Source organism: Bradyrhizobium sp. SRL28, from assembly GCF_018596315.1.
In the GTDB taxonomy this organism is placed as follows: Bacteria; Pseudomonadota; Alphaproteobacteria; order Rhizobiales; family Xanthobacteraceae; genus Bradyrhizobium.
Map to the genome: position 1 here is coordinate 37741 of NZ_JAHEAG010000031.1, position 23243 is coordinate 60983.

18 protein-coding genes and 4 pseudogenes are annotated in these 23243 nt (G+C 57.2%); 12 read left to right on the forward strand and 10 right to left on the reverse strand.

All coding sequences use genetic code 11. The features are described 5' to 3' along the window. Positions 1-6 precede the first annotated feature (6 nt). The 3 genes from KIP88_RS35305 to KIP88_RS35315 are packed head-to-tail and all read left to right on the forward strand — an operon-like array spanning position 7 to position 1970. Positions 7-510: a ferritin-like domain-containing protein gene (locus KIP88_RS35305; protein ID WP_214492794.1), complete on the forward strand. Its 504-nt coding sequence runs from the start codon at positions 7-9 to the stop codon at positions 508-510. Between the two features lie 12 nt (positions 511-522). Further along, positions 523-828: a hypothetical protein gene (locus tag KIP88_RS35310; protein WP_214492795.1), complete on the forward strand. Its 306-nt coding sequence runs from the start codon at positions 523-525 to the stop codon at positions 826-828. A gap of 56 nt (positions 829-884) precedes the next feature. After that, positions 885-1970, forward strand: a complete 1086-nt coding sequence (locus tag KIP88_RS35315) for an IS630 family transposase (protein ID WP_214492796.1) — start codon at positions 885-887, stop codon at positions 1968-1970. Positions 1971-2014: 44 nt separating this feature from the next. On the opposite strand, the gene KIP88_RS35320 is transcribed toward KIP88_RS35315, so the two are convergent. Then, positions 2015-2791 (reverse strand): NAD(P)/FAD-dependent oxidoreductase, encoded by a 777-nt coding sequence (locus KIP88_RS35320; RefSeq protein ID WP_249791254.1) that lies wholly within the window; start codon positions 2789-2791, stop codon positions 2015-2017. Next, a complete protein-coding gene (locus tag KIP88_RS48605; RefSeq protein ID WP_214492798.1) occupies positions 2739-2924 on the reverse strand; it encodes an FAD-dependent oxidoreductase in 186 nt (61 codons plus the stop codon). Before KIP88_RS48605 ends, KIP88_RS35320 begins: the two co-directional genes overlap by 53 nt. Before the next feature lie 92 nt (positions 2925-3016). Here KIP88_RS48605 and KIP88_RS48275 point away from each other — a divergent pair, with 92 nt between their 5' ends. The 3 genes and pseudogenes from KIP88_RS48275 to KIP88_RS35340 all read left to right on the forward strand — a co-directional run bounded on the left by KIP88_RS48275 (position 3017) and on the right by KIP88_RS35340 (position 4670). Continuing rightward, positions 3017-3208, forward strand: a complete 192-nt coding sequence (locus tag KIP88_RS48275; RefSeq protein ID WP_214492799.1) for a hypothetical protein — start codon at positions 3017-3019, stop codon at positions 3206-3208. A 50-nt stretch (positions 3209-3258) separates the two neighbouring features. After that, positions 3259-3989: pseudogene (locus KIP88_RS35335) on the forward strand (DUF72 domain-containing protein). 165 nt (positions 3990-4154) lie between these two features. Next, positions 4155-4670 carry a DUF2243 domain-containing protein gene (locus KIP88_RS35340; protein ID WP_214492800.1) on the forward strand — a complete coding sequence of 172 codons (516 nt, stop codon included), beginning with the start codon at positions 4155-4157 and terminating at the stop codon, positions 4668-4670. Between the two features lie 910 nt (positions 4671-5580). Here the strand turns inward: KIP88_RS35340 and KIP88_RS35345 are convergent. Then, positions 5581-6367, reverse strand: a pseudogene (locus KIP88_RS35345) (SDR family NAD(P)-dependent oxidoreductase). Between the two features lie 125 nt (positions 6368-6492). On the opposite strand from KIP88_RS35345, the pseudogene KIP88_RS35350 reads away from it, so the two are divergent. The 4 genes and pseudogenes from KIP88_RS35350 (at position 6493) to KIP88_RS35365 (ending at position 10657) form a co-directional block, all read left to right on the forward strand. Next, positions 6493-7661 (forward strand): annotated as a pseudogene (locus tag KIP88_RS35350) (zinc-dependent alcohol dehydrogenase). A gap of 138 nt (positions 7662-7799) precedes the next feature. Continuing rightward, positions 7800-8455 (forward strand): annotated as a pseudogene (locus tag KIP88_RS35355) (DUF72 domain-containing protein). A gap of 71 nt (positions 8456-8526) precedes the next feature. Continuing rightward, on the forward strand, positions 8527-9771 hold the full coding sequence (locus KIP88_RS35360) for a DUF763 domain-containing protein (protein WP_214492801.1): 1245 nt from the start codon (positions 8527-8529) through the stop codon (positions 9769-9771). 430 nt (positions 9772-10201) lie between these two features. Further along, on the forward strand, positions 10202-10657 hold the full coding sequence (locus tag KIP88_RS35365) for a pyridoxamine 5'-phosphate oxidase family protein (RefSeq protein ID WP_308163709.1): 456 nt from the start codon (positions 10202-10204) through the stop codon (positions 10655-10657). 196 nt (positions 10658-10853) lie between these two features. On the opposite strand, the gene KIP88_RS35370 is transcribed toward KIP88_RS35365, so the two are convergent. Together KIP88_RS35370 and KIP88_RS35375 are read right to left on the reverse strand one after the other, a co-directional pair. Continuing rightward, entirely contained in the window at positions 10854-11867 is a 1014-nt protein-coding gene (locus KIP88_RS35370) for an ATP-dependent DNA ligase (RefSeq protein WP_214492831.1), read from the reverse strand. A 26-nt stretch (positions 11868-11893) separates the two neighbouring features. Next, on the reverse strand, positions 11894-12745 hold the full coding sequence (locus tag KIP88_RS35375; protein WP_214492802.1) for a Ku protein: 852 nt from the start codon (positions 12743-12745) through the stop codon (positions 11894-11896). An 81-nt stretch (positions 12746-12826) separates the two neighbouring features. Between KIP88_RS35375 and ligD the strand changes: the two genes are divergently transcribed. Further along, positions 12827-15514, forward strand: coding sequence for a DNA ligase D (ligD, locus tag KIP88_RS35380; protein WP_214492803.1), 2688 nt, complete (start codon positions 12827-12829; stop codon positions 15512-15514). A 436-nt stretch (positions 15515-15950) separates the two neighbouring features. Here the strand turns inward: ligD and KIP88_RS35385 are convergent, their stop codons facing one another. The 5 genes from KIP88_RS35385 to KIP88_RS35400 all read right to left on the reverse strand — a co-directional run bounded on the left by KIP88_RS35385 (position 15951) and on the right by KIP88_RS35400 (position 20759). Next, complete coding sequence (locus KIP88_RS35385) at positions 15951-17201, reverse strand: hypothetical protein (RefSeq protein ID WP_249791255.1); 1251 nt, start codon at positions 17199-17201, stop codon at positions 15951-15953. 87 nt (positions 17202-17288) lie between these two features. After that, on the reverse strand, positions 17289-17714 hold the full coding sequence (locus KIP88_RS46860) for a hypothetical protein (protein WP_249791256.1): 426 nt from the start codon (positions 17712-17714) through the stop codon (positions 17289-17291). Positions 17715-17726: 12 nt separating this feature from the next. Then, positions 17727-17894 (reverse strand): hypothetical protein, encoded by a 168-nt coding sequence (locus KIP88_RS35390; protein WP_214492804.1) that lies wholly within the window; start codon positions 17892-17894, stop codon positions 17727-17729. A 63-nt stretch (positions 17895-17957) separates the two neighbouring features. After that, the gene (locus tag KIP88_RS35395) at positions 17958-19073 is read right to left on the reverse strand and encodes a glycosyltransferase family 4 protein (protein WP_214492805.1); all 1116 of its coding nucleotides are present in this window, start codon (positions 19071-19073) and stop codon (positions 17958-17960) included. A 72-nt stretch (positions 19074-19145) separates the two neighbouring features. Then, complete coding sequence (locus KIP88_RS35400) at positions 19146-20759, reverse strand: alpha-amylase family glycosyl hydrolase (protein ID WP_214492806.1); 1614 nt, start codon at positions 20757-20759, stop codon at positions 19146-19148. A gap of 207 nt (positions 20760-20966) precedes the next feature. Between KIP88_RS35400 and KIP88_RS35405 the strand changes: the two genes are divergently transcribed. After that, positions 20967-22988, forward strand: a complete 2022-nt coding sequence (locus KIP88_RS35405) for a hypothetical protein (protein ID WP_214492807.1) — start codon at positions 20967-20969, stop codon at positions 22986-22988. The last annotated feature ends 255 nt before the right edge of the window (positions 22989-23243 follow it).

Consider the following 23243-nt stretch of genomic DNA (forward strand, 5'->3'; position numbering starts at 1 on the left):
GAAGCCATGGGCTTTTTTACCAAAGACATCAAAACGCTGAACGATCTTTTCGTGCATACGCTGCAGGACATCTACTACGCCGAGCAGCAGATCGCGAAGAACCTACCGGACATGGTCTCCAAGGCAACGGACGCGACCCTGAAGAACGGTTTCGAAAAGCACCTGGAAGAAACAAAAGGCCAGATCTCCCGCCTTGAACAGGTATTCCAAATGCACGGCGTCCAAGCCAAAGGCATTGATTGCCCCGCGATCGACGGTATCCTGAAAGAAGCGAGTGACGTTGCGGGCGAAGTCGACGACAAGGACGTGCTTGACGCCGCGCTGATCGCCGCCGCCCAGGCCGTCGAGCATTATGAGATCGCGCGTTATGGAGCGCTGATCGCATGGGCAAAAATGTTAGGCCGCGGGGATTGCGCGTCCGTGCTGCAGCAAAACCTAGATGAGGAAAAGCTGACGAATGACAAACTGAACGCAATGGCGCTGCGCAACGTAAACAAAAGAGCCGCCTGAACGTGGTGCCAATTGAAACAAGGGCCGCTCACTGTCGGGCGGCCTTCTTTTGGGGAAAGCATGGACATACTGATAATATTAAGAACATTCGCTGCCGTGACCACAGTGTTGGCTGCAGCCCTCGTGGCAGCAAACTTGAATGCGCGCGTCACCGTCCTCGGATTTGTGATCTTCATCGTCGCCTGCATCGCCTGGATGGTCGACGGCTGGATCGAAAGCAAAGCGTCGCTCGTTATCCAGAACGTCATTTTGCTTTTCATCAACGCCATCGGCGTTTGGCGCTGGTATCCCAAAGCCGAGAAGGAAGCGAAGAGCTAGTGTCCTGATCGACAAATCAGTTACATTTCTGCCGACCTTTAGACCGGGAGGCGGGAATGGCCAAGGGACGAGCTGTCGCGATCGTACTCGATGACGTGGAGAAGCGCGAGCTGACGGCATTGACGCGCAAGCACGGCGCGCCGCAGGCCGTGGCGGAGCGGGCGCGCATTGTGTTGGCGGCGGCTGGCGGTCTCAAGAACAAAGAGATCGCGTCGAAGCTTAGGGTCTGCACGCACACGGTCGGCACCTGGCGCAACCGCTTTGCCGACCACCGTATGGACGGTCTCTACGACGAGCCGCGGCCCGGCGCGCCGCGCGAGATTGGCGACGACGAAATCGCGAGCACGATCCGCAAAACGTTGGAGACGCGACCAAAGGGTGGCACCCACTGGAGCCTCAGGAGCATGGCTAAAGAGATCGGTCATGCGCCCTCGACGGTGCATCGCATCTGGCGCGCCTTCGGCCTGCAACCGCACCGCGTCGAGACTTTCAAGCTCTCCACCGATCCGCTGTTCGTAGAGAAAGTGCGCGATATCGTCGGGCTCTACTTGTCGCCGCCCGAGCGCGCTATCGTGTTGTGTGTCGATGAGAAAAGCCAGGTGCAGGCGCTCGACCGCACGCAGCCCCTGTTGCCGATGCGGCCCGGACAGGCCGAGCGGCGTACGCACGATTACAAGCGGCACGGAACGACATCGTTGTTCGCGGCACTCGATGTGAAAGCGGGCACCATCGTCGGCAAGTGCATGGCCCGCCACCGCGCGAGCGAGTTCCGCAAATTCCTGGATGAGATCGAGCGCAACGTGCCGGCCAACCTCGACGTTCACATCGTCATGGACAACTACGCAACCCACAAAACCAGGCCGATCCGTAACTGGCTCGCCAAGCGCCCGCGCTGGCACGTGCACTTCACGCCAACCTCAGCGTCATGGATCAATCAGGTCGAACGCTTCTTCGCCCTGCTGACCGAGCGCGCCTTGAAACGAGGCGTGTTCCGTTCGGTCGCCGAACTCGAAAAAGCGATCAAGGCTTGCATCGACGCCACCAATACCGATCCCAAACCGTTCCGCTGGACCAAGACCGCCGACGACATCTTGGCCAGCATCCAACGCTTTTGCCTTCGCACACTCGCCGCAAACGCCTAGAATGAAGTCGACTTCAGAATCGGGACACTAGCGAGCTTTTTCATCTAGTCGCAAAACCCGTCGCGGCGCAAAAACGCCTTGTTGATTGCAACCGCAGCCTGCGCGCCTTCCGCGATGGCTACCGCGACCAAAAGAACGTCGCGCGACACGTCACCCGCAACGTAGACGCCGGGGACGCTGGTTTCCTCGGTAACAGGGTCCGTCACCACGCCGCCTTTCGCGTTCCGCCGGCAGCCGAGACGCTTAGAAAGATCAGACGCCTGATGGCAGCCGGTCGAAAAGAATAGGCCAGCCCGTGGCAGATCAGGGCCGCTCCTGAATACGATCTTTTTCAGCTCTCCATTCGAGCCTTCCATGGATTGGATTGCCTCCGAGCGTAGCGGAATGTTATGTTCTTCGAGCTTTCGCGCTGCCTTCGCGCTCACCTCAGATCCACCGCTGCAAGCGACAACGTCCTCAATCCAGTGCTTCATCATAATAGCAAGCTCCGCGCCCTTATCACCCTCACCAAACGCGGCTACCGGCTTCCCAACGTATTCGAAGCCGTCACAATACAGGCAATGATGGACAGAAACGCCGTAGAGAGGTTCGATCCCTGCGAGTTCAGGAAGTTCGTCAACAAGGCCCGTGGCGAGCAGAACCTTCGAAGCCTTGCCAGTCGTACCGTCCGCGCTGCTAAACTCGAACGCATCGCTGGCAGGAATGATATCGGTAACGGAGGTCTCGCGCACCAAGACGGTTTCGTAGCGGGAGAGTTCTTCCCGCGCCTCAATCAGAAATGAGGAAGGAGAACGCCCGCCCTTCCCTTCCAAGAAGGCCATGGATTGCGGGGGATCTCAGGTTGCGCTGGCGCCCCGCATCGCAGAGCAAAACGCTGCGGTGGCACCGTCCGAGGATGAGTGCGACGCTTAATCCGGCAGGTCCGCCGCCGACAATGAGAACATCAAATTGCATCTAAAGGCCTTTCTTACGCTAGGAAGATAGGGCTCTTCGCGGTCGTTGGAGCCTTTCCCGATGTTCATGCGTTAGATGTCGGGAAGGAATTCATGCCGCGCGCAAAAACAGCAGCTCCATGGACAGAACTGACGCTCGAAGAGCGCCGTGAACGGAGGCGGCTACGCCGCGAGAAGCAGCGCGAGGATAACATCAAGCGTGCGGCGAAGCTGCACACCTACGCGTCCGGGCAGAAACTGAAAGCCCGCAGAACCCGCCTGAATCGAAACCGTCCATTTTTGTAGGATGCTCGGGCTGGCGCTACTGGAAATGGCGGGATTCTTTCTATGCCGGCGTGCCGCAGAACGATTGGTTTGAGCATTACCTGAAGCGCTTCGACAAGGTCGAAATCAACGCATCCTTTTACTCCTGGCCGACAGTCGCCGGCGTTCAGGCCTGGCGCCGTCAGCCGGGGAAGAAAAAGTTCGTTTATACCGTGAAGGTTTGCGAACTCATCACCCATATCAAGAGGTTCAAGGGCACTAAGACCCTCGTGAAGGACTTTGGGATAATCGCCGATATCCTGGGCGACCGGATGGGCTGCTTTCTCTTTCAGCTTCCGCCGAGCTATCGCTTCATAGGACCCGGCTCAATGACATTGTCAGCCAGCTTGATCTCGCGCGCCGCAACGTTGTTGAATTCAGGCACGTCAGTTGGTGGAATGAGGAGGTTTACAGCGCCTTCCGGAAGGCTGGGATCATTTTTTGCTCCTGCAGCGGACCGCGGCTGCCTGATGAACTCATACGAACCGCCGACGAAGTTTATATCCGCCTGCACGGCCCGAAATGCTGGTATCGGCACGACTACTCAAAAAACGAGCTCGAAGTATGGGCGGATAGGATTAAGGCAAGCGGAGCGAAGCGCGCCTGGATATATTTTAATAACGACAACGAGGCCCACGCCCCCAAAAACGCGACCGCCCTGCGGAAGATGCTGGGCCGCGTCCTCCCGGCGACCGTAAAGCGGAACGCGGGAACTTTGTCGGTCTCGCGGGCGTTCTCAGATGTTTGGGAAATAGCTCCATAACCAGCAAATCACTCTGGTTGGACGGTGATGTCGCGCCCGACACGCGTAGTCGATGGTGTTCCGACGCCGCGGCATCGGCTCGGGCTCGCGTGCAGGGTACTTAAACAGTGGTTAGAACAAGCGTTGGCGGCGTTTTTGTCGGCGTCTTGTGAAAACGGGTGGCACATGGAAAGGGCAGTGAGGGCGCAGTTTCCAATTTCAGCTGGCATACTTTTCGGTTTGGGCCTGGGCGGATTTTTTGACGGCATCATCTTTCATCAGGTCCTTCGCTGGCATCACATGCTGAGCACCTGGTACCCGATGAATTCCATCCAGAATTATGAGCTCAACACGTTTTGGGACGGCATTTTCCACAGCGCTACTTATCTATTCGTAGTAGCGGGGCTTTTTATCCTATGGCGCACGGCCCAGCGCTTTCATCTGTATTGGTCGAGCAAACTCCTAGCAGGAAGTATCCTAATTGGCTTCGGCGGCTTCAATGTTGTCGAGGGTCTCGTCGATCACCACTTGCTTGGCATTCACCACGTAAACGAAATTGTCGATCCAGCCTACCGGTTTTACTTTGATGCCGGCTTCATCTTGTGGGGCATATTGATGCTTATCATCGGATGGATTTTGCTGCGGCAGGGACAACGCGAGGGCGACCCTGAAGGCTTGGTACGCCAAAGGGCCGCCCGATGACGGTACCACCGATGTTCGTGTGGTCCGTCTTCGTCGTACTGGTTTTAATGGCGACGGCCCCGGTTTGGCGGCTGGCCGTGTTCGGCTTCAATCCCGCTTTGGACGATTTCCTCGCCTTTATCTGTTCTTCGAGCCCTTAAGGCCAAGGCGTGAATGGTCACATTCTACTCGACCGTTGGCAAGCTAGGTCAGGTCGGGTCAGGTGAGTTTGTTCAAATTTCCGATTGGCTTCCCGGGAGGCTCACTATTTGTAGGCTCAATAGTTCTGGCCTGTTCCTTACCCTGCTCGTTCAATTTCCTATCCCCTATAATCTCGGCGACGGCCTGCTTGGTCTTTCCGACCAACTTGTCCTTGAGTTTGCCACATGGAAGTACTCCTAGTTCGTGACTAAACGACCCGCACCTCCAGCGGTTGCTAAGGCATACAAGAAATCGCGAGTAAAACGGGCAATCGGCGCCGGTACCGCCTTAACCGGGAAGCCATCAATGTTTGGCGCGTTGTGTGGGCGTGAACCAAGGAGGCATGCTCGTGCGAATTTCTATTCTCGCTCTGACCGTCGCTTTTGCAACTACCACCGCCGTGCCAGTGTTATCCCAACAGTCAACTTCGCCCGGCCAGCAAAAAGCCGCCAGACGAACAAATGATAACGCTAGGAGAAGTGCGATGCCGACGGCCACCGCCCCGATCGAGGGTTCGGCGGTTAAGGCCCAGTCGCGCGCGCGGGTATGGCGGCAACGGACATCCAGACAACAGCGGCCACGCGTCCGATTTTGGCAGCCGATAGCTAACTGACGACCGTCGAGGAAAGTACTGCTGATGAAACCGGCCGCCGGCGCCGAGCGGCCCCGCGATTTTCGTGCGAACGGTCACCAGAAATCAAGGGAGGCCTATATACAAGAGACAGATCCATCATTGCTTTGCGGTACCCGGCTCGGCCTTCTTGCGATTGCTGGCTGGCCAGAACGCTGGCCGGCGTTACATTGGCCGCGGCGGACTGAACTTTATTCTTGAACCCGCTAACCACGTCGCCCTCGCCCTTTATCATGGCATCGAAACCGTTGTTCGCGACCTCGGCGGGATCATCTTTTTCTGCGGTCCCGACTGCGGTATCCATCATTTCGGCCCGGCGGAAGAATTCCGTCTCGGTTGCGCCGGGCATGAGACAGCTCACCGTCACCTTGGTGTCCTTGAGTTCGTCACGCAGCGCAAATGAGAACGAATTGAGAAAGGCCTTGGTCCCGTTATAAACCGCCTGAAAACTGCCGGGTATAAAGCCCGCGATTGATCCCACGATCAGAATCCTTCCCGTATTCCGGCGACGCATATCGTTACCTACCTTGTGGATCAGGTAGATCGTGCCGGTGATATTGGTATCGACGACCCGCCGCGCCTTTTCAAAATCCTGGTCCAGGAATGCCTGGCCAAGACCGCGCCCGGCATTTGCCAATAGTGCGTCGACCTGACGCCCGCTCGCTGCCGCATAGAGCTTGTCGACGCCCTCAATCGTCGCGAGATCCGCCTCCAGAGCTTCCACTTTCCCGTCATCGGTACGTAGCGAAGCCGCCGCCTTTTCGATCTCAGGTTCGTCCGCCGCGATCAGAAGGTCGTAGCCTTACTTTGCACAGCGCTTCGCCAGTTCAAATCCAATGCCGGTTGATGCCCCGGTGACGATCGCAAAAGGTCGGATAGCAGACATAGCAATCTCCTTTGGTGTCGTTGTTCATCCCAACCCCGGCTTTCCATTGTCGTTCCGCGGACTTGAGGAACCGATTTTCTTTCCAGAGTTTGTCCCAGCACAGCTTGCGGCATGGAGATTTTGGAATGAGAGCGCTGACCTGGCACGGCAAGAACGACATTCGGTGTGACACGGTACCGGATCCCAAGATCGAGCACGGGCGCGACGCCATCATCAAGGTCACCGCCTGCGCCATCTGCGGCTCGGATCTGCATCTGTTCGATGGCGTCATGCCCACGATGGAAAAGGGCGACGTCCTGGGTCACGAGACCATGGGCGAAGTCGTCGAAGTCGGTTCGGAAAACAAGAAGCTTAAGGTCGGCGACCGCGTCGTGGTTCCATTTACGATCTCCTGCGGAGAATGCTTCTTCTGCAAAAAAGGCTTCTTCTCCGGCTGCGAGCGCTCAAATCCAATCACAAGGTGGCCGAAAAACTCTGGGGGCACTCCCCGGCGGGACTCTTCGGCTATTCTCACATGCTGGGCGGCTACGCCGGCGGCCAGGCCGAGTATCTCCGGGTGCCCTATGCCGATGTCGGCCCGATCAAGGTCCCGCAAGGGCTCAGCGATGAACAGGTCCTTTTCCTGTCGGACATCTTTCCGACAGGCTTCATGGCTGCCGATTTCTGTAATCTGAAGGGCGGCGAGACGGTCGCGGTCTGGGGCTGCGGACCCGTCGGGCAGTTCGCGATCAAGAGCGCGTTCCTGCTGCGGGCTGAACGGGTGATCGCCATCGACACCGTTCCGGAGCGGCTCGCCCTGGCCCAGGAATCGGGCGCCGTGACGCTGGACTTCAAGAAGGAGGATATCTACGACCGGATCCAGGAGATGACCAATGGCCGCGGGGCGGACGCCTGCATAGACGCCGTCGGAACTGAGCCGGACATTGGCTCTGGCTTCGACGCCGTCGTCGACCGCATCAAGGTCGCGACGTTCATGGGAACCGACCGTCCCCATGTCCTGCGACAGGCGATCCATTGTTGCCGCAACTTCGGGACCGTCTCGATCGTCGGCGTATACGGCGGCCTGTTGGACAAGATTCCCATGGGGTCGGCCATCAACCGGGGCCTTACATTCCGCATGGCCCAGACACCGGTCCAGCACTACCTGCCCCAGCTACTCGGGCGCATCGAGAAGGGCGAAATCGATCCCTCGTTCGTAATCACCCATCGAGCGACCCTTGAGGAAGGACCTGAACTATACAAAACGTTCCGAGCCAAGCAGGACGGATGCATCAAGGTTGTCATGAAACCATGAACTGCTTCGAGGCACCGAATCCCAAGCATTGTTTGATCGGGCGGGCGCGATGAATGTGCCATGGCTCGCGTTCTAATTGGCACGTCCGGGTGGCATTATGATTCGTGGCGAGGGCCCTTCTATCCCGCCGGTCTTCCCATAAGAGCACAGCTCCAATATTACGCCAGCCAGTTTCAAACCGCCGAATTAAATGGCGTTTTCTACCGCACACCGACGCCCGATGCGGTCAGAAGCTGGAAGGAGCAGACCGGCAAGAACTTCGTGTTCGCGTGGAAGGCTTCAAAGTTCATCACCCATTGGAAGCGGCTCTCTGCAAACTCGGCCAACAGCCTCGAATTGATGGAAAATCGCCTGTCGTTGCTTGGTCACAAAGTCGGCTCGGTCCTATTTCAATTGCCACCCAACTTTTTCAAGCCGATGCAGACCGCCTTTCCGCTTTTCTCCGAATGCTTTCGCCGAAAAGACGTTACAGCTTCGAATTTCGCCATCCCAGTTGGTATTCGCCACGAATCATGCGCCTCCTGTCGGAGAACAACATCTCGCTATGCATCTCCGACCATCATGACGCGCCGGCACCCTGGAGGCGGACAGCGGACTTCGTCTATGTTCGAGGCCATGGTCCCGGCGGACGATACAAGGGACACTACTCAACAGATGCCCTGGCGGGGTGGGCCCAGCGTATCAGGTCATGGAAAGCGCAAGGGTGCGACGTGTTTGTTTTCTTCGACAACGACCAGAAGAGCGCCGCGCCGATCGATGCCCTGAAGTTGAAGCAAATGCTTGCAAAGCGGTAACACGCCGCTTGGCAAGTCTCACCTGACCGTCGAACTCTGTATAGAGTTGGGGCGAACCTGGACGCGATTCGATGACAAGACGCTCCGGGACGGCAATTCTTCCTCTGCACGGTGGACGTGTGCCGCCCTGGCTCGCGACGCGCATGTCTGCGCTAGGTGCCGTCATCACGCAGGCGATCGTCCATCACTACGGCCGAGACGAGTTCCTTCGGAGGCTATCTCATCCATTCTGGTTCCAGGCCTTCGGTGCGGTAATGGGCATGGATTGGCACTCGTCCGGCATTACCACCAGCGTTATCGGCGCCCTCAAGCGCGGGTTGCAACCGCTCTCAGGGGAACTTGGCATTTACGTCTGTGGGGGCCGAGGCCGGCATTCACGCAAGACGCCAGACGAATTGCGTCTACTAGGCGAACGCGTCGGTTTCGACGGCGCCAAGCTTACCCGCGCGAGCCGCCTCGTCGCCAAGGTCGACAGCGCCGCGGTCCAAGACGGCTTCGATCTCTATCTGCACGGATTCTTCGTCACCGACAACGGCAAGTGGACGGTCGTGCAGCAGGGCATGAACGGCGACAACAAGCAGGCGCGCCGGTACCATTGGCATTCCGAAGATCTGAAGAGCTTCGTAGACGAACCGCACAGTGCGATCGACGGGCCTGTGCAGGGCGAGATCGTGAACCTTACGGACAAGCGCGCCGAGACCTCGCGCTCAGCCCAGTTGGAGTTGCTCACCGGCTTGGGTCCGGACCGTATCGTTTCCGAGCTTTCGGCCCTTTCGGACGAGGCGCCGGCCCAGGCCTTGCTCCCGCACCTCGTTATGCCCGCACACCACGACGTGCGGTCCAGCGACGTCTTCACGCGCCGGCTCCATGGCGCGCTCGCAGCAGCGGCGGAGCGCGGCCCGGTGGATTTCCCGGAACTTCTCCTGACGCCTGGCGTCGGCGCGCGCACGGTCCGATCGCTCGCCATGGTGGCCGAGGTCGTGCACGGAGCTCCCTACCGCTTCCGGGATCCTGCGCGCTTCTCGCTGGCGCATGGCGGGAAAGATCGCCACCCCTACCCCGTTCCACTCAAAGTTTACGATGAAACCATCCGCGTGATGAAGTCGGCTGTACAGAAAGCCGGGCTCGGACGAGACGAGGAGATGCAGGCGCTGAAGCGGCTCGACACCCAGGCGCGCCGCCTTGAGCGCTTCGCGGAGGGGCCGTCATTGCAGTCCTTTATTGCTGTTGAGCGCGCGGCCTCTCCCGCGCTGGATGGCAGATCGGTATTCGGCTGGGAGAAAGACTCGGCGGGAAAGAAAGCCGCCGATTCTTAATCGGCTGGCGAGCTGGGTTGGAATGGCCTTTCAGTCGCGTGCCCGAGCCTTGCTGACGTCTCGCCCACGATATTGCTGGATGCCCATCACGAGGCAAGAACTGCGGACCTTGGCCGCCAATTTCCCAAACCGCGCCGCGTCGGACTATTCCCTGGCCGAGACGTCGGCGGGTTGGGCGAGCCGGTGCCGAGGCAACAGCTGACCGCCTCAACACGCAAGATCGAAGCGGGAGGCCGGCAGGCCAGCGAAACGCCGTCTTGGCGATCAGAGGCAGTCGGGGACTCACGCAATCGTCCTCCCTGGCACATTGGACAAGCGATATATTGCCGGACTGGCAGTGGGAGCGCAGTAGAACGACTAGTCCGGCTCCTAACCTTGCTTCGGACAGCGCTGAACCGGGCAGCGACCAAGAATCCTCGGAACACTTGCTGTGCTCGTCCGCTTGCCATCGTTAAGAACGGAGGGCCACGTCCATGCACCACAAGAGAATGGCTGGGATCGACATCGCGGTTTTCTATCTACGCACACCGAAGGCGGTCAGATTGCCAACAGGCCGATGAGTAACAACGGCGATGTTGAATATGACGGCACGTCGTATTATTTCACGTATGAGCAAGCCCGAACCGTTGCCGATATTCAGGCCAACCCTAAAGTTGCTCTCGGATTTACCGGTGAAGGCGGGATCTTTTCGGATGCGATTTACGTGGCGATCGAAGGCAGCGCCGAACTCATCCGCGATAAGGCTACATTCAGAGCGCACTGGACAAGCGACCTAGATCGCTGGTTCGACAAAGGCGTCGACACGCCTAACATCGTGCTCATTAAGGTCAAGGCGAATCGGATCACCTACTGGGACGGTGAAGAGGAAGGCGAAGTCCAAGTGTAGGGGGACCGGGGCGACGTCGACATCCCGCTGCGCCTTGAGAACGAGCGAGACGATTGATCTGGGAGAAGTTGCCTTAGACGGATCAGGGCGCTTGTGCGTCGCTATGCAGCCGACTTGCCCCAAAACCAACACTCCCTCTTGTTCTTCTCCAAAGCGACGAGGTGCTATCGCAGGTGTCTACCGCTCAATAGCGGAGTTAAATATCAACGGCTGCCATGAGCCGGCGATCTATCTTCTGATCAACCTGCTCAAAGGTACATTGACGAGGTTTCTTGTCCGGTCGCCACCTCAGGATCGATGTGCCATGGCGGAAACGCCCCCCGGTGAAATGATCATAAGAAACTTCGACCACGTATTTCGGCTTCACCGGCTGCCATTCGGACGATCGGTTTGTCGACCATCGGCTGGGCCCCCCCGGGGCATTACCCGTAAAACTCCGATCATTTTTTATGGCCTCGAGCTTTTCCGTGAGGGCCAGCTTGTCCTTGGCCTTGATGCCTGAAGAAAAGCCCACGTGATGAAGCAAGCCGTCGGCATCATATAATCCGAGGAGGACCGATCCCACGACCTTGCGGCCGACTTGAAGGTTTTCCCCGTAGCGAAAACCGCCGATCACGCAGTCCGCGCTTTGGTACCGCTTTATCTTCTGCATCCCATCACGGTTACCGGCTTGATACGGAAGATCGAGGCGTTTCGCGATGACGCCGTCGCTTCCGCCACCTGCGGACGTAAGCCAGCGTTCTGCGTCTTTCAGACTCAGGCTGGCCGGGGATAGACGAAAAAGGTCCTTGCTGGAAAAGTGACGGGTGGCAAACTGCTCGAGTTGCGGCCGCCGCTTGCTCAGGGGCTGGGTTGCAAGCTCGGTCTTTCCTTTCTTCAACAAATCGAACGCGAGAAAAAGCACCGGAGTTTGCTCGGCCAGTTTTTTTACGCGGCTCGCCGCGGGATGAATGCGCTGCAGCAGGTCGTCGAACGAAAGTCGCCCATCTACGGGAACGACGATTTCGCCATCGAGGACAAAGCTTTTTTCGCGCAAGGTCAATGCCGCGGCAACTAGTTCCGGAAAATATCGCGCCAGATCCTGGCCCGACTTAGAATACATGGATATGGCGCCGGAATCCCGCGTCAGGAGGCAACGGAATCCATCCCATTTTGGCTCGTACTGCCACTCCTTGCCTGAGGGGATGGCGTCGACGGAGCGCGCCTCCATCGCCTCGCTATGTACGCGGTTTTTCTTCACGCCGCTTTCCGCTTGCGACTAAGGCGCGCCGGGGCCCGCTTCTTTCCTTTTGCAGAGGGAGTGGCAGCTTTCTTGCGTCCCAAGCTCTGTTTCAACGCATCCATCAGATCGATGACGTTGCTTTCCTCTGCATTTTCCTCCGGGACTTCGATCGTCTTGCCTGCAGCCTTGCGCTTGACCAGGGCCTTCAGCGCCGCTTCATACTTGTCCTTGAATTTGTCTGGGTCGAATTTCGAAGCCTTCTTATCGAGGATGTGAGAAGCTAGATCGATCATGTCCTTCGACACGCGCGGATTGGGAATGTCGTCGAAGTAATCATCCTCATCCCTTAACTCGTAGGGATAACGCAAGGTCGTTCCCAATAATCCTTTGCCAAGCGGCTTCAGTGCGATGACATGTTCCCTGTTCGAAAGCACCACGCGCGCAAGCGCAACCTTGTCCTTTCGCTTCATGGCGTCGCGAATGACCACGAACGCATCCGCGCCCGCTTTGCCATTGGGGACGATGTAGTACGGCTTGTCCAGGTACCGCTCGTCGATATCTTCGGCGGGAACGAAATCGTCGATTTCGATGGTGTGAGTGCTCTCGAGCTTCACGGCGTCCAGCTCTTCCTCCTCGATCTCGACATACTTTCCTTTCGAGAGTTCGTACCCTCTGCCCTTATGGTCCTTGTCGACGACCCGACCGGTTTGTTCGTCCACCATCTGCTGCCTCAGCCGATGGCCCGTCTTGGTATTGATTTGGTGGAAATGCGTTCTTTCCGCCTGAGTTGAGGCGGGATAGAGCGCGATCGGACAAGTCACGAGCGAAAGCTTTAGCGAACCCTTCCAATAGGCACGAGGCGCCATTTTCGATCTCCGTTGCAGTTGGAACTTTAACCGGACCGGGATCTTTCAGTTCCGTCAGGATCTAATGTTGACGGTGCGTTAATGGTCAGAAAGCTGCTCGCAAAGTACCGCGCCAAACGCGATTTCTCCAAAACGGCCGAGCCCGGCGGGGACACGAAAGTTAAGGCTTCAAAGAGCCTCCGCTTCGTCGTCCAAAAGCATGCAGCGTCGCACCTGCATTACGACTTGAGGCTCGAACTTGACGGGGTCTTCAAATCATGGGCCGTCACCAAGGGCCCTTCCCTCGACCCCCACGACAAGCGCCTCGCGGTCGAAGTCGAAGATCATCCGCTGGATTACGGTGACTTTGAAGGCACGATCCCCAAAGGCCAATACGGCGGCGGCACCGTGATGGTCTGGGATCGCGGCCATTGGAATTGCAAAGATCCGGAGCGCGCCTATCGGAAAGGCAAGCTGGACTTTACCTTGGAGGGTGAGAAGCTTCATGGCGGCTGGATTTTGACCCGGATGCGCAAGCGAGAAGAAAAGCGCATTAATTGGCTTCTGATCAAGCATCGCGATGAGTTCGCCCGGGAAGGAAAAAAGAACAAGCTTTTGGATGAGGATACCTCGGTGGCCTCTGGCCGATCGATGGACGAAATCACGGCGGGCAAAGGTCGGGGCCCGAAGCCTTTCGTCACGGCGAAGAAGACCCGAGCGCCTGCAAAAGCCGAAACGAAGTCACATCGCGCTGCCGCGCGCACACCTGCGGCGAAGAAACGGTCTCGCCCGGTAGCGGTCCGAAGCAGTCGCTCTCCCGGGAAAAAGGCTTCCAAAAAAGGGCAGACAGCTTCCGATCCAAAGATGCCCCCTTTTATCGCCCCTCAGTTATGTACGTCGGTAGACCGGCCGCCGGCCGGGAGCGAATGGGTCCACGAGATCAAATTTGATGGATACCGCATTCAGATGCGAGTGGAGAGCGGTGAGGTGACATTGAAGACCCGCAAGGGACTCGACTGGACGGCCAAATTTGGCGCAATAGCAATGGCCGCCAGCAAGCTGCCTGACTGCATCGTGGATGGAGAAATCGTCGCTCTCGACCGCCGCGGCTCCCCTGATTTCGCCGGCCTCCAGGCCGCCCTGTCTGATGGGAAAACCGATGACCTGATCTATTTCGCCTTCGATTTTCTGTTTCTCAAGGGTCAGGACTTGCGGCAAGAGAGTCTTGCCGATCGTAAGCTGGCTCTAAAGAAGCTGATCGAAAAGGCTTACGGAAAAGACCAGACCGAAATCCGCTACGTCGAGCATTTCGAGAGCGGCGGTGAAGCGGTCCTCAAATCCGCTTGCCGGATGTCACTGGAAGGGATCGTCTCAAAGCTAACATCCGCCCGTTATGCTCCCGGACGGACCGACTCCTGGATCAAGGCCAAGTGTCGCGCTGGACACGAGGTGGTCATCGGAGGTTGGAACAGCAATGGCAGCCAGTTCAAATCGCTGATGGCCGGCGTGTATCGCGGCGACCACCTCGTCTACGTCGGCAATGTCGGAACCGGCTACGGTGGCGAGAAGGTCGCGAATCTGATGCCGAAGCTCAAGGCCGCTGCATCGGAGACGAATCCGTTTGGTGGCAAGGATGCACCTCGCAAGAAGGCCGGAATGCATTGGTTGAAGCCCGAACTGGTGGCTGAGATCGAGTTTGCCGGCTTCACCGGAGCAGGCATGATCCGGCAGGCCGCCTTCAAGGGCCTTCGCCGGGACAAGCCTGCGAAGGAGGTCGAAGCAGAGACGCCCGCGCCAGCCGATAGGATCGACATCGCAAAGCCTGCTCCTGCGCGCCGCGCCAGATTCGTAAGGGAGTCGTCCGACGCCTCCAATGGCGGGGTCGTCATGGGAGTTCCTCTAAGTCGGCCGGATAAGATCCTGTGGCCTGACGAGGGACACGGGGCGCTCACCAAACTGGACCTTGCCAAGTACTTCGAGAGCGTCGGCGGGTGGATGATGGAGCATCTCAAGGGCCGTCCCTGTTCAATAATCCGCGCGCCTGATGGCATCGGCGGACAGCGCTTTTTTCAGCGTCACTCGATGAAGGGCGGCTCAAACCTACTTGACGAAGTATCCGTCTCTGGCGACCGCAAACCCTATGTGCAAATTGATCGAATTGAGGGTCTGGCAGCCGTAGCTCAAAGTGCCGGCGTCGAGCTGCATCCCTGGAACAACCAGCCCGGCGATCCCGCACTTCCCGGCCGCCTGGTGTTCGATCTCGACCCGGCGCCCGATGTCGATTTCGAGGTCGTCATCGACGCTGCAAAGGAAATGCGCGATCGCCTTACCGATCTCGGCCTTGTGTCCTTCTGCAAGACGACCGGCGGCAAAGGATTGCACGTCGTGACACCGCTCGCGCCCCCTAAAAAGGGACAAAGACTGACCTGGGCCGACGCGAAGCAGTTTGCCCGCGACGTTTGCAGCCAGATGGCGAGCGAAAGTCCGGACCGGTATCTGATCAACATGAGCAAGGCAAAACGAACGGGGAAGATATTTCTGGATTATTTGCGAAACGATCAATTTTCGACAGCGGTGGCGCCACTCTCCCCCCGGGCACGCCCGCATGCGCCGGTCTCGATGCCGATCACATGGTCCCAGGTCAAGCACGGCCTCGACCCCATGCAATACACTATCCAGACCGTGTCCCAGCTTCTCAAGAAGTCAAAGGCGTGGTCCGATTACTGCGACGGCGAACGCCCGCCGCTAGAGGCGATAGCAAGACAAGCGAAGCTTAAACGGGCAGCTTGACTGCATCCGTCGGCTGTTCATTTATCGCCCTCGGGACGCCATATGCACTTTCGAAATTGCAGGCCTCGTTGATGACGAAGAAAAGCCCTTGGCGGGCCTTAGGGCTTAGAAACTGCCATAGACAACTAGGCTCAGAGCTTTGTCGTGCCGACCGTTTCCTGGTTCGATGAACGCCGCATGTCGATTTCAATGCTTTGGTGTGGCGGCGCTCGGCCCATCGGGCTGTTTGTTTGAACATCGGTGGGATGCGTGTCGCTCAAGGGGCGGATCTTCCGTGTATCCTTCAGGACGCCTGTTCCACGCGGAGGCGAGCAACTGGCGCCCCCCGTGCGCGTAAGGCTCATCCGCCCAAACAAGGGCGGTCGCGTAACGAGTTACGGCTGCGGTTTGCCGTCGCCAATAGCGACCACGATCTGGTGCGGCCGGAGTGACGCTATCACCGGAACGCGCTCCGAATTCCAGATGACGTTGCCCTCGATTTTAGGCAAGGGTACAGAATTATCGGCAAAGCTGCTGATGATCTGAAGGCTGTTCTCTTCTTGCGTATGCCAGATGACGTTGATACTTTCCATGGCCGTGCGCGAGCGTCCGAACGTTTCGGCGTGGGCACGAGCAAACCCCTCCTTGATAAGTGGCACCACTTGGAGATGCCGTATTGCGAGCAACTCATGCGTGAGCGCGCGGAATTCGCGGCTGCGCGGCGCATGCTGGATTCGATCCCAATCGAGTTTCGAGGAGAGAAATGTCCTCTCGTCTTGGGATCGGGGATTTCGTCGCGCATCTCTGGCGTCGAAAAGGCCTTGAATTCTGCGAATTCTTTGCGACGGCCGTCGCGGGTAAGTTGGGCGGCCTCGCCCTGCCAATCGCAGAAAAACAGAAATGGCGTCTCAGCGGCAGCCTCTTCGCCCATAAATAGCATCGGTATGTGAGGGTTCAACAAAACAAGCGCCATCGCCTGCCGTAGTTTTTCAGTGCTCACAAGAGTCGAAAGCCGTTCACCATGCGCGCGATTGCCGACCTGATCATGGTTTTGGGCGAAAAAGATGGCGGCGTCCGGCGGCAGATGCGCGCTCTTGGCGCCGCGTGGTTTGTTGTGCAAAGGAAAGACTTCGTCCTGATAAGCAAAGCTTTCGGTGAGACTGCGGGCCAAATGATCCAGCGGCTTGTCGGCAAAGGCACGGTAGTAGCCTTCTTTCTCGCCCGTCAGCAACACATGCAGGGCGTTGTGGAAGTCATCACCCCATTGCGCATTGTAAAGGCATGCGCGACCAGTCTTGCGTTCCAGCAAATGGGACTGATTGGCTTCGTTCTCGAGCATTAGGTGCACATGCCGGCCCACAAGTCGCGTGCGTATCGTATCGGCAAGTTCGAGGAGAAAATGTTTCTCGGAATCGTCTTTCAGCGCATGGACGGCATCGAACCGTAGCCCGTCAAAGCCGTAATCCCTGATCCACGTGAGGGCGTTGTCGAGCAAGAATTGACGCACGAACCCGCCATGATTGCCTTCAAGATTGACTGCCGGTCCCCATCCCGTCGAATGCCGGTCGGTAAAGAAGGGCTCGGCATAACTGTGTAAGTAATTCAGTTGTGGCCCGAAATGGTTATAAACGACGTCAAGATAGATCATCTTGCTCATGCGCGCAGCGCAGAAGCCGCTTGAGGTCTTCGGGCCGTCCATACGGCGCATTTGGCGCGTTCAAAAGCACGCCGTCGTAACCCCAGTTGCGCCGCCCTGGCACATCGTTGAGGGCATCAGTTCGATCGCGGTGCTCTTTCAGGTAGGGGAGCTTTTTCTCGACGCCAGCATAGGTACCTTCGGGTGAGAAAGTGCCGCATGCAGCTCGTAAATGACCGCTTCAGGCCACGGGCGGCCGACAAAGAGAACGGGGTCCCGCAGAGCAGCGGTGTCGACAACCTCGCTGGGCTCTCCGACATCGTCCGGCTGAAAGCGCGACGCCGGATCGGGAACAATCAGATCGCCATTGATACGAAATTGGTAGCGTGTGCCGACATGTGCGGTCGCACTGAGCGTTTGATACCAGCCGTCCGCGTCCTTCGGCATGCGCCGCGGCACCTGACCGCGTTTCAGCAATTCGACGGACCGGGCCGTGGGCGCCCAGAGATTGAAGACGACGCCGTTCGGGGTAATGCACGCGCCGTGCCGGCGTGGTTGGTCCGCAATGCCTAGAACCTCGTTCAACGCTTCCTCGTTTTATTTTTGCGGGCCGGCGCGCATATTTTCGACCAAACTCGGATACCGCCGCCCGGCATTTTTTGCCGACCTTTTAGCGGCGGCTTTGAGCGCGGGCGATAGCTTTTTCGATTTCTTACCCGCCTTTTTCAGCGGATTAGCTTTCTTCCAAGGTGGTTTTTGGACCATCTGATATATCCGCCTTGACCGTTGCCCAGGCGACAGGTCGACGATCGGCGCCACACACCTTGGTCATTGAATGGTAGACCTCGACTGATCAGCTTGCTCGACATCTACGCGAGCATCACTTTGAAAAGCGCTTTGAACGAGACACTCGCGCTCACCTCTTATCAGCTCTTGATACAGTCCAATGTGATCATGGGCCATTCGTTGAGCCGAAAAACGCCGCTCGAACTCGTGCCGGATTCCCCGGCGGTCCAAAGCCAGAAGATGGGGTAACTTTCTGATCGCTTCGTCCTTCGACTGGACCACGATACCCGTCCTGCCGTCCTCGATGATCTCCGACACCGAGCCTCGATTGAAAGCGAGAACCGGCGTGCCGCATGCCATTGCCTCTATCATCACCAGGCCAAATGGCTCCGGCCAATGAATCGGAAACAGCAAACCTGAGGCCTGACCCAGAAATTCCGCTTTCTGATGTTCGTTGATTTCGCCAACGAATTCGATGCCCGGTTGATCCAGCAATGGAGCGATTCGTTCGCGAAAGTATTGTTCGTCCACTCGATCGATTTTCGCCGCTATTTTTAGTGGGATACCGGCGGATCGTGCGATCTGAATAGCGGTTTCTGGACCCTTCTCCGGAGCAATGCGACCAAGAAACGCAAGATAGCCCCCTTGGGGTCGCAGGGTTAGCTTAAGATCTGTGCCAGGGAGCCCGTGGTAAATCGTCTTGGCAAAGTTTGCGATTGAAATCGGTGTTCGTTGGCTATCCGAAATGGAAATCAAACGCATTTCATCAAAACCAATGTAAATCGGCTTATTATCAGGGAGGTCCTGCCGGCCGTGAAGAGTGGTCAGGACTCGCGAGGACATGTCCCGGAACAGTGGGAGGTGCAAATAGTCTATATGGAAATGAAGGATATCGAATTGTTGCGACTGGCGCCGCACCCGGTCGAGCATGAGCATATAGTAGGGAATGACATCACAGACTTTAGGGTCCAGCCGCAGAGCTGTCGGAACGCAGCTTACGAGTTTCGCCGAGGTTACAGAATCGCCGCTGGCGAATAGCGTAACATCGTGACCTAGTTTGACCAATTCTTCCGTAAGGTAGGAGACGATCCGCTCAGTCCCTCCGTAGAGCTTTGGGGGCACGCTCTCCATAAGCGGCGCAATCTGAGCGATCCTCATCTTCGTTTCACCTTGAGCTAAAACCTGATGTCCGGCAACGCACCCAACGTTCAATGTTGCTTAATGTTCCTATTATCGAGCGCTTCCGACATCCATTTTCATGAGCAACCCTTCGTTGCCGCGTAAAGCGATACTGGCCAACACCTCTTCCCCCTCGCGGTCTAAAAACGAAGATAGAAGGACGCGCCCAGACAATCTTTTATCAGGAAATGAGACCGCGATAGGCTCAGGTCCCATGTTCAGGGCTATCAACAATCGCTCGTCCCGCAGCTCACGACAGAAAAGCAGCAGATCGCCGCTGGCCTTCAAAGGCTTGTACGATCCCTCTGTGAGAGCAACGTGTTTGCGCCGGAATTCGATCAGCCGACGATAAAGCCAATAGAGTGATCCTTTATCCTTGCGGAAAACGTCCACATTTTCATCACGAAAGTTGTTGGCCACTGGCAGCCAGGGTTCGGCTTCCGAAAACCCGGCCGATTTCGTGCCATCCCATTGCATCGGGGTACGGCATCCGTCGCGACCAACACCGATGCCTGGAACGTTTTTTTCGAACGGGTCCCTAACCTGATCCGGCAAAATCACCGTCTGCTGCAGGCCGATCTCGTCACCGTAGTAAAGGGTCGGTGTTCCTCGCAACGTCATCAGAAGCATTGCGGCCACGCGCGCTTGGTCAGACCCTATTCGGGTTGCGAGGCGCGGTCGGTCGTGGTTGCCCAGAACCCAATTCGGCCATCCTCCCAGCGGGAGAGCGGCCTCATACTCATCGATCAGACTTGCGAGTGAGCGGGCTTCCCATTTGGCCGTGAGGAGTGCAAAGTTATAGGGAAAGTGTACGCCCTTTAGATCGCGGCCGTAGTACGCGACGAGCCGCTCGATCGGGAGATAGATTTCACCAAGCAAAACCCGATCGGGAAATTCGTCTAAAACTCGTCGCATACCGCTAATCGCATCATGAACCTCGGGTAAGTCCGCCGTATAAAGTGGGATCAGTGCATCGCGGGGGAGCCCGCCCGGGCGGAATTCGTTATTGAGGGGATTGTCGCGAAACTGGTCGTCTTTGATAAGATACCAGACGGCATCTACGCGAAAGCCATCGACGCCGCGTTGGAGCCAAAAACGCATCACATCGTGGATGGCGTTGCGAACGGCAGGATTGCGCCAGTTTAAGTCGGGCTGTGCGGAGAGAAACGTATGGCAATAGTACTGATTAGTGTGCGGATCGAATTCCCACGCGCTTCCTCCAAATTCTGAAAGCCAATTAGTTGGCGGCCCCCCGTCTGGAGCCGGATCACGCCAGATAAACCAATCGCGTTTCGGGCTATTGCGGGTTGCTTTGCTTTCAACAAACCAGTGATGTTGGTCCGATGTGTGATTGGGAACTAGGTCTAGAATGAGCTTGAGCTGATGGCGATGGGCTTCGCCTATGAGGCTATCGAGGTCGGCCAAATTCCCGAACAGTGGATCAACATCGGTGTAATTTGCTATGTCGTAGCCGAAGTCGGCCATGGGCGACATAAAAATTGGAGACAACCAGATGGCATCGACGCCCAATTCTGTCAGATAGGGCAGTCGGTGTATGATCCCCCGAAGGTCTCCTACGCCGTCGTGATTGCTGTCCTGAAATGAGCGGGGATAGATCTGATAAATGATCCCGGTCTGCCACCACTTCGTGCTTTCTCCTGGCATCGTCAAACCCTCCTTCACACGCTTTGATTGTCTTGGGTTAGCAACGCGCCGTTAAATCCAGTGTTCCTACGTTGATGAGGTCGTCTCACTACCTCCCCTCCAAGACGTTGGAACGCCGCACCTCGCCACGCGTTGCGCTGCCTGGAGGTAGCTGCCATGGACGGTCCTATTAGTCCCCCGCCAGTCGTCGGAAGCGCGGGCACCGAGTTGCCGGCCTATATGTCGAATGGCGTCGTCGGCCTGAAGGTTCGCGACAACCCACTGACTCCTGGCATGGCCCTGCTCAGCGGGTTCTCCGGTGAGCATCCAGAAAGAAAAATCGAGGCTGCCGCATTCGCTCCCTATCCGGTCGCTGGTGACATCTGCCTAGAGGGAGTATGGATGTCGGACACCCCTCAATGCGTTCGCGTCATCGACCAGGCCTACGATTTTTCGACCGCCGAATTGACCACCCGATTGAATTTTAAGGTGGGAGGCCGCCAAGCAAAAATCGTCGTGATGTCATTCTGCAGCCGAGAGCAGCCCACGGTGGTCTGCCAAGAGATCGCCATTGATGTCGATGCCGCCTCGGACCTTAAAGTTCGCGCCAGGATAGATCTGTCCGGAATAGAAGGGCGCGCGCTGCGATACAATCGCGACACACCCGGAGAAGCAAAACCTTCCAGCGACGGGTCGCTGCTTTGGGAAAGCGCCGGAGCGATTTCGACATGCGGGCTGGCTTACGCGACCGAGTTAGTTGGAGCTGGTGTAAAGCCGCAACGCCCGCCATTGGACGGCGATGGACTAATGAGCGAGTATGCATTGCGGGCTCGCCGCGGGCGTCAATATAAACTTCGTCAGCTAGTGAGTTTGGTTCCTAGCGCGCTCCATAATCAGCCAGATTACCAGGCTGCAAGACTGATCGCTATGGCGGCCGACATCGGCTTTGATGCAGTTCGGAAAAGCAATCGGGCTTGCTGGGCCGAATTATGGAAGAGCCGAATTCGGTTGGTCGGCGCCGAGAAGCGCTGGCAAGCCATGGCGGACGCCGCGTTCTACTATCTGATATCGTCTACCCACCCCTCATCTCCCGCTTCGACATCTATGTTCGGCTTGGCAACCTGGCATGACTACCATTACTATTTCGGTCATGTGATGTGGGACATCGAGACCTTCTGTGTTCCGCCGTTGATTTTCCTGCAGCCCCACGCGGCTCAAGGTATCCTAGACGACCGCGTACGCAATCTGGAGTCCGCGCGTAACAATGCACGTCTCATGGGACGGCGCGGCCTCCAATTTCCTTGGGAAAGTGCGCCATCGACCGGAGAAGAGGCCGCGCCGATGCCTGGTTCGGCAGCTTGGCGCGAAGATCATGCTTCACTTGATATCGCCCGCGCATTTGCGCTTTGCGCAGACGTAGCCGACGACGATGCGTTCTTGCGGGATAAGGCTTGGCCTGTGCTGTCAGGCGTAGCCGAATGGGTCAAGAGCCGGGTCACCAAACGGCGCGGGAAATATGAGATTCGTGCCTCAATGGGGATCGCGGAGCGCAAATTGCCCTCCGACAACGCGATATTCACAAATATTTCGGCACGAACCATTTTGCTTGACGCTATTTCCGCTGCTAAGCGACTGAACCGGCCAGTTGATCCCGCATGGCTTGAGATCGCAAGCAAGCTGATTGTGCCAAAACGAGGTAAAGTTGTAATTTCACACGATGCATTCCGAGTAGATGAAGAAAAGGCCGCGACACCCGATCCCCTGATGGGCATCTTCCCCCTCAGGGGCGGTTTTGATGACGAGACAGAGCAAGCGACCCTTGCGTTCTATTTAAAAATCGCCAAACGCTACCTTGGCAGTCCCATGTTGTCGGCTCTGTATGGCGTTTGGGCCGCCCGTTCAGGCAATAGACGTCTTTCCTTAGAAATGCTGGACCGAGGCTATGGTGATTTCTGCACCGGCAGATTTATGCAAACGCTGGAATACCGCAAAGACGTATTTCCTGAGCAACCGCCAGCGGGGCCGTTCTTTGCAAATCTCGGCGGCTTCTTGTTAGGATTGATCCTGGGTTTTCCAAAGATACAGCCCGGGCCCGACAATCCCCAGGACTGGTGCAAAGGATCCGTAGTCCTGCCTGCGGGATGGCGTTCGATTGAAATTGATCGGATCTGGATCAGGGGCCAACCTTGGCGACTACTGGCAGTTCAGGGCGAACCCCGCGCAAGGCTTGAGCCCATTGGACGCGCTTAATACTTGTCTGGGTTCAGACATACAGTCAGAAGGCTGGCATCGCCGGCGCGCCTGCCCGAGTTTCGAGCTCAAATCCAACGCCTTGACTGGCATGCGAACTGGTTTAGCAACGGCACTTGTCCATCGAATGATATGCAACAAAGCCCAAGTGTAGGACAGTTCAATCCTGTCTGGCAGCACCATCTACTCTGTTGGGAACATTGATTTTATTGGAAATTCGGTCCTGAGTGCCACACAAGAGTGCCACACAGACCA

Excerpts from the sequence above, each read along its gene's own strand:
- KIP88_RS35320 (WP_249791254.1), bottom strand. The coding sequence starts at position 2,791 with ATGGCCTTCTTGGAAGGGAAGGGCGGGCGTTCTCCTTCCTCATTTCTG.
- KIP88_RS35340 (WP_214492800.1), top strand. The coding sequence starts at position 4,155 with ATGGAAAGGGCAGTGAGGGCGCAGTTTCCAATTTCAGCTGGCATACTT.
- KIP88_RS35360 (WP_214492801.1), top strand. The coding sequence starts at position 8,527 with ATGACAAGACGCTCCGGGACGGCAATTCTTCCTCTGCACGGTGGACGT.
- KIP88_RS35370 (WP_214492831.1), bottom strand. The coding sequence starts at position 11,867 with ATGGAGGCGCGCTCCGTCGACGCCATCCCCTCAGGCAAGGAGTGGCAG.
- KIP88_RS35385 (WP_249791255.1), bottom strand. The coding sequence starts at position 17,201 with ATGCGCCGTATGGACGGCCCGAAGACCTCAAGCGGCTTCTGCGCTGCG.
- ligD (WP_214492803.1), top strand. The coding sequence starts at position 12,827 with ATGGTCAGAAAGCTGCTCGCAAAGTACCGCGCCAAACGCGATTTCTCC.
- KIP88_RS35305 (WP_214492794.1), top strand. The coding sequence starts at position 7 with ATGGGCTTTTTTACCAAAGACATCAAAACGCTGAACGATCTTTTCGTG.
- KIP88_RS48605 (WP_214492798.1), bottom strand. The coding sequence starts at position 2,924 with ATGCAATTTGATGTTCTCATTGTCGGCGGCGGACCTGCCGGATTAAGC.
- KIP88_RS35375 (WP_214492802.1), bottom strand. The coding sequence starts at position 12,745 with ATGGCGCCTCGTGCCTATTGGAAGGGTTCGCTAAAGCTTTCGCTCGTG.
- KIP88_RS35315 (WP_214492796.1), top strand. The coding sequence starts at position 885 with ATGGCCAAGGGACGAGCTGTCGCGATCGTACTCGATGACGTGGAGAAG.
- KIP88_RS35400 (WP_214492806.1), bottom strand. The coding sequence starts at position 20,759 with ATGCCAGGAGAAAGCACGAAGTGGTGGCAGACCGGGATCATTTATCAG.
- KIP88_RS35395 (WP_214492805.1), bottom strand. The coding sequence starts at position 19,073 with ATGAGGATCGCTCAGATTGCGCCGCTTATGGAGAGCGTGCCCCCAAAG.
- KIP88_RS35390 (WP_214492804.1), bottom strand. The coding sequence starts at position 17,894 with ATGGTCCAAAAACCACCTTGGAAGAAAGCTAATCCGCTGAAAAAGGCG.
- KIP88_RS48275 (WP_214492799.1), top strand. The coding sequence starts at position 3,017 with ATGCCGCGCGCAAAAACAGCAGCTCCATGGACAGAACTGACGCTCGAA.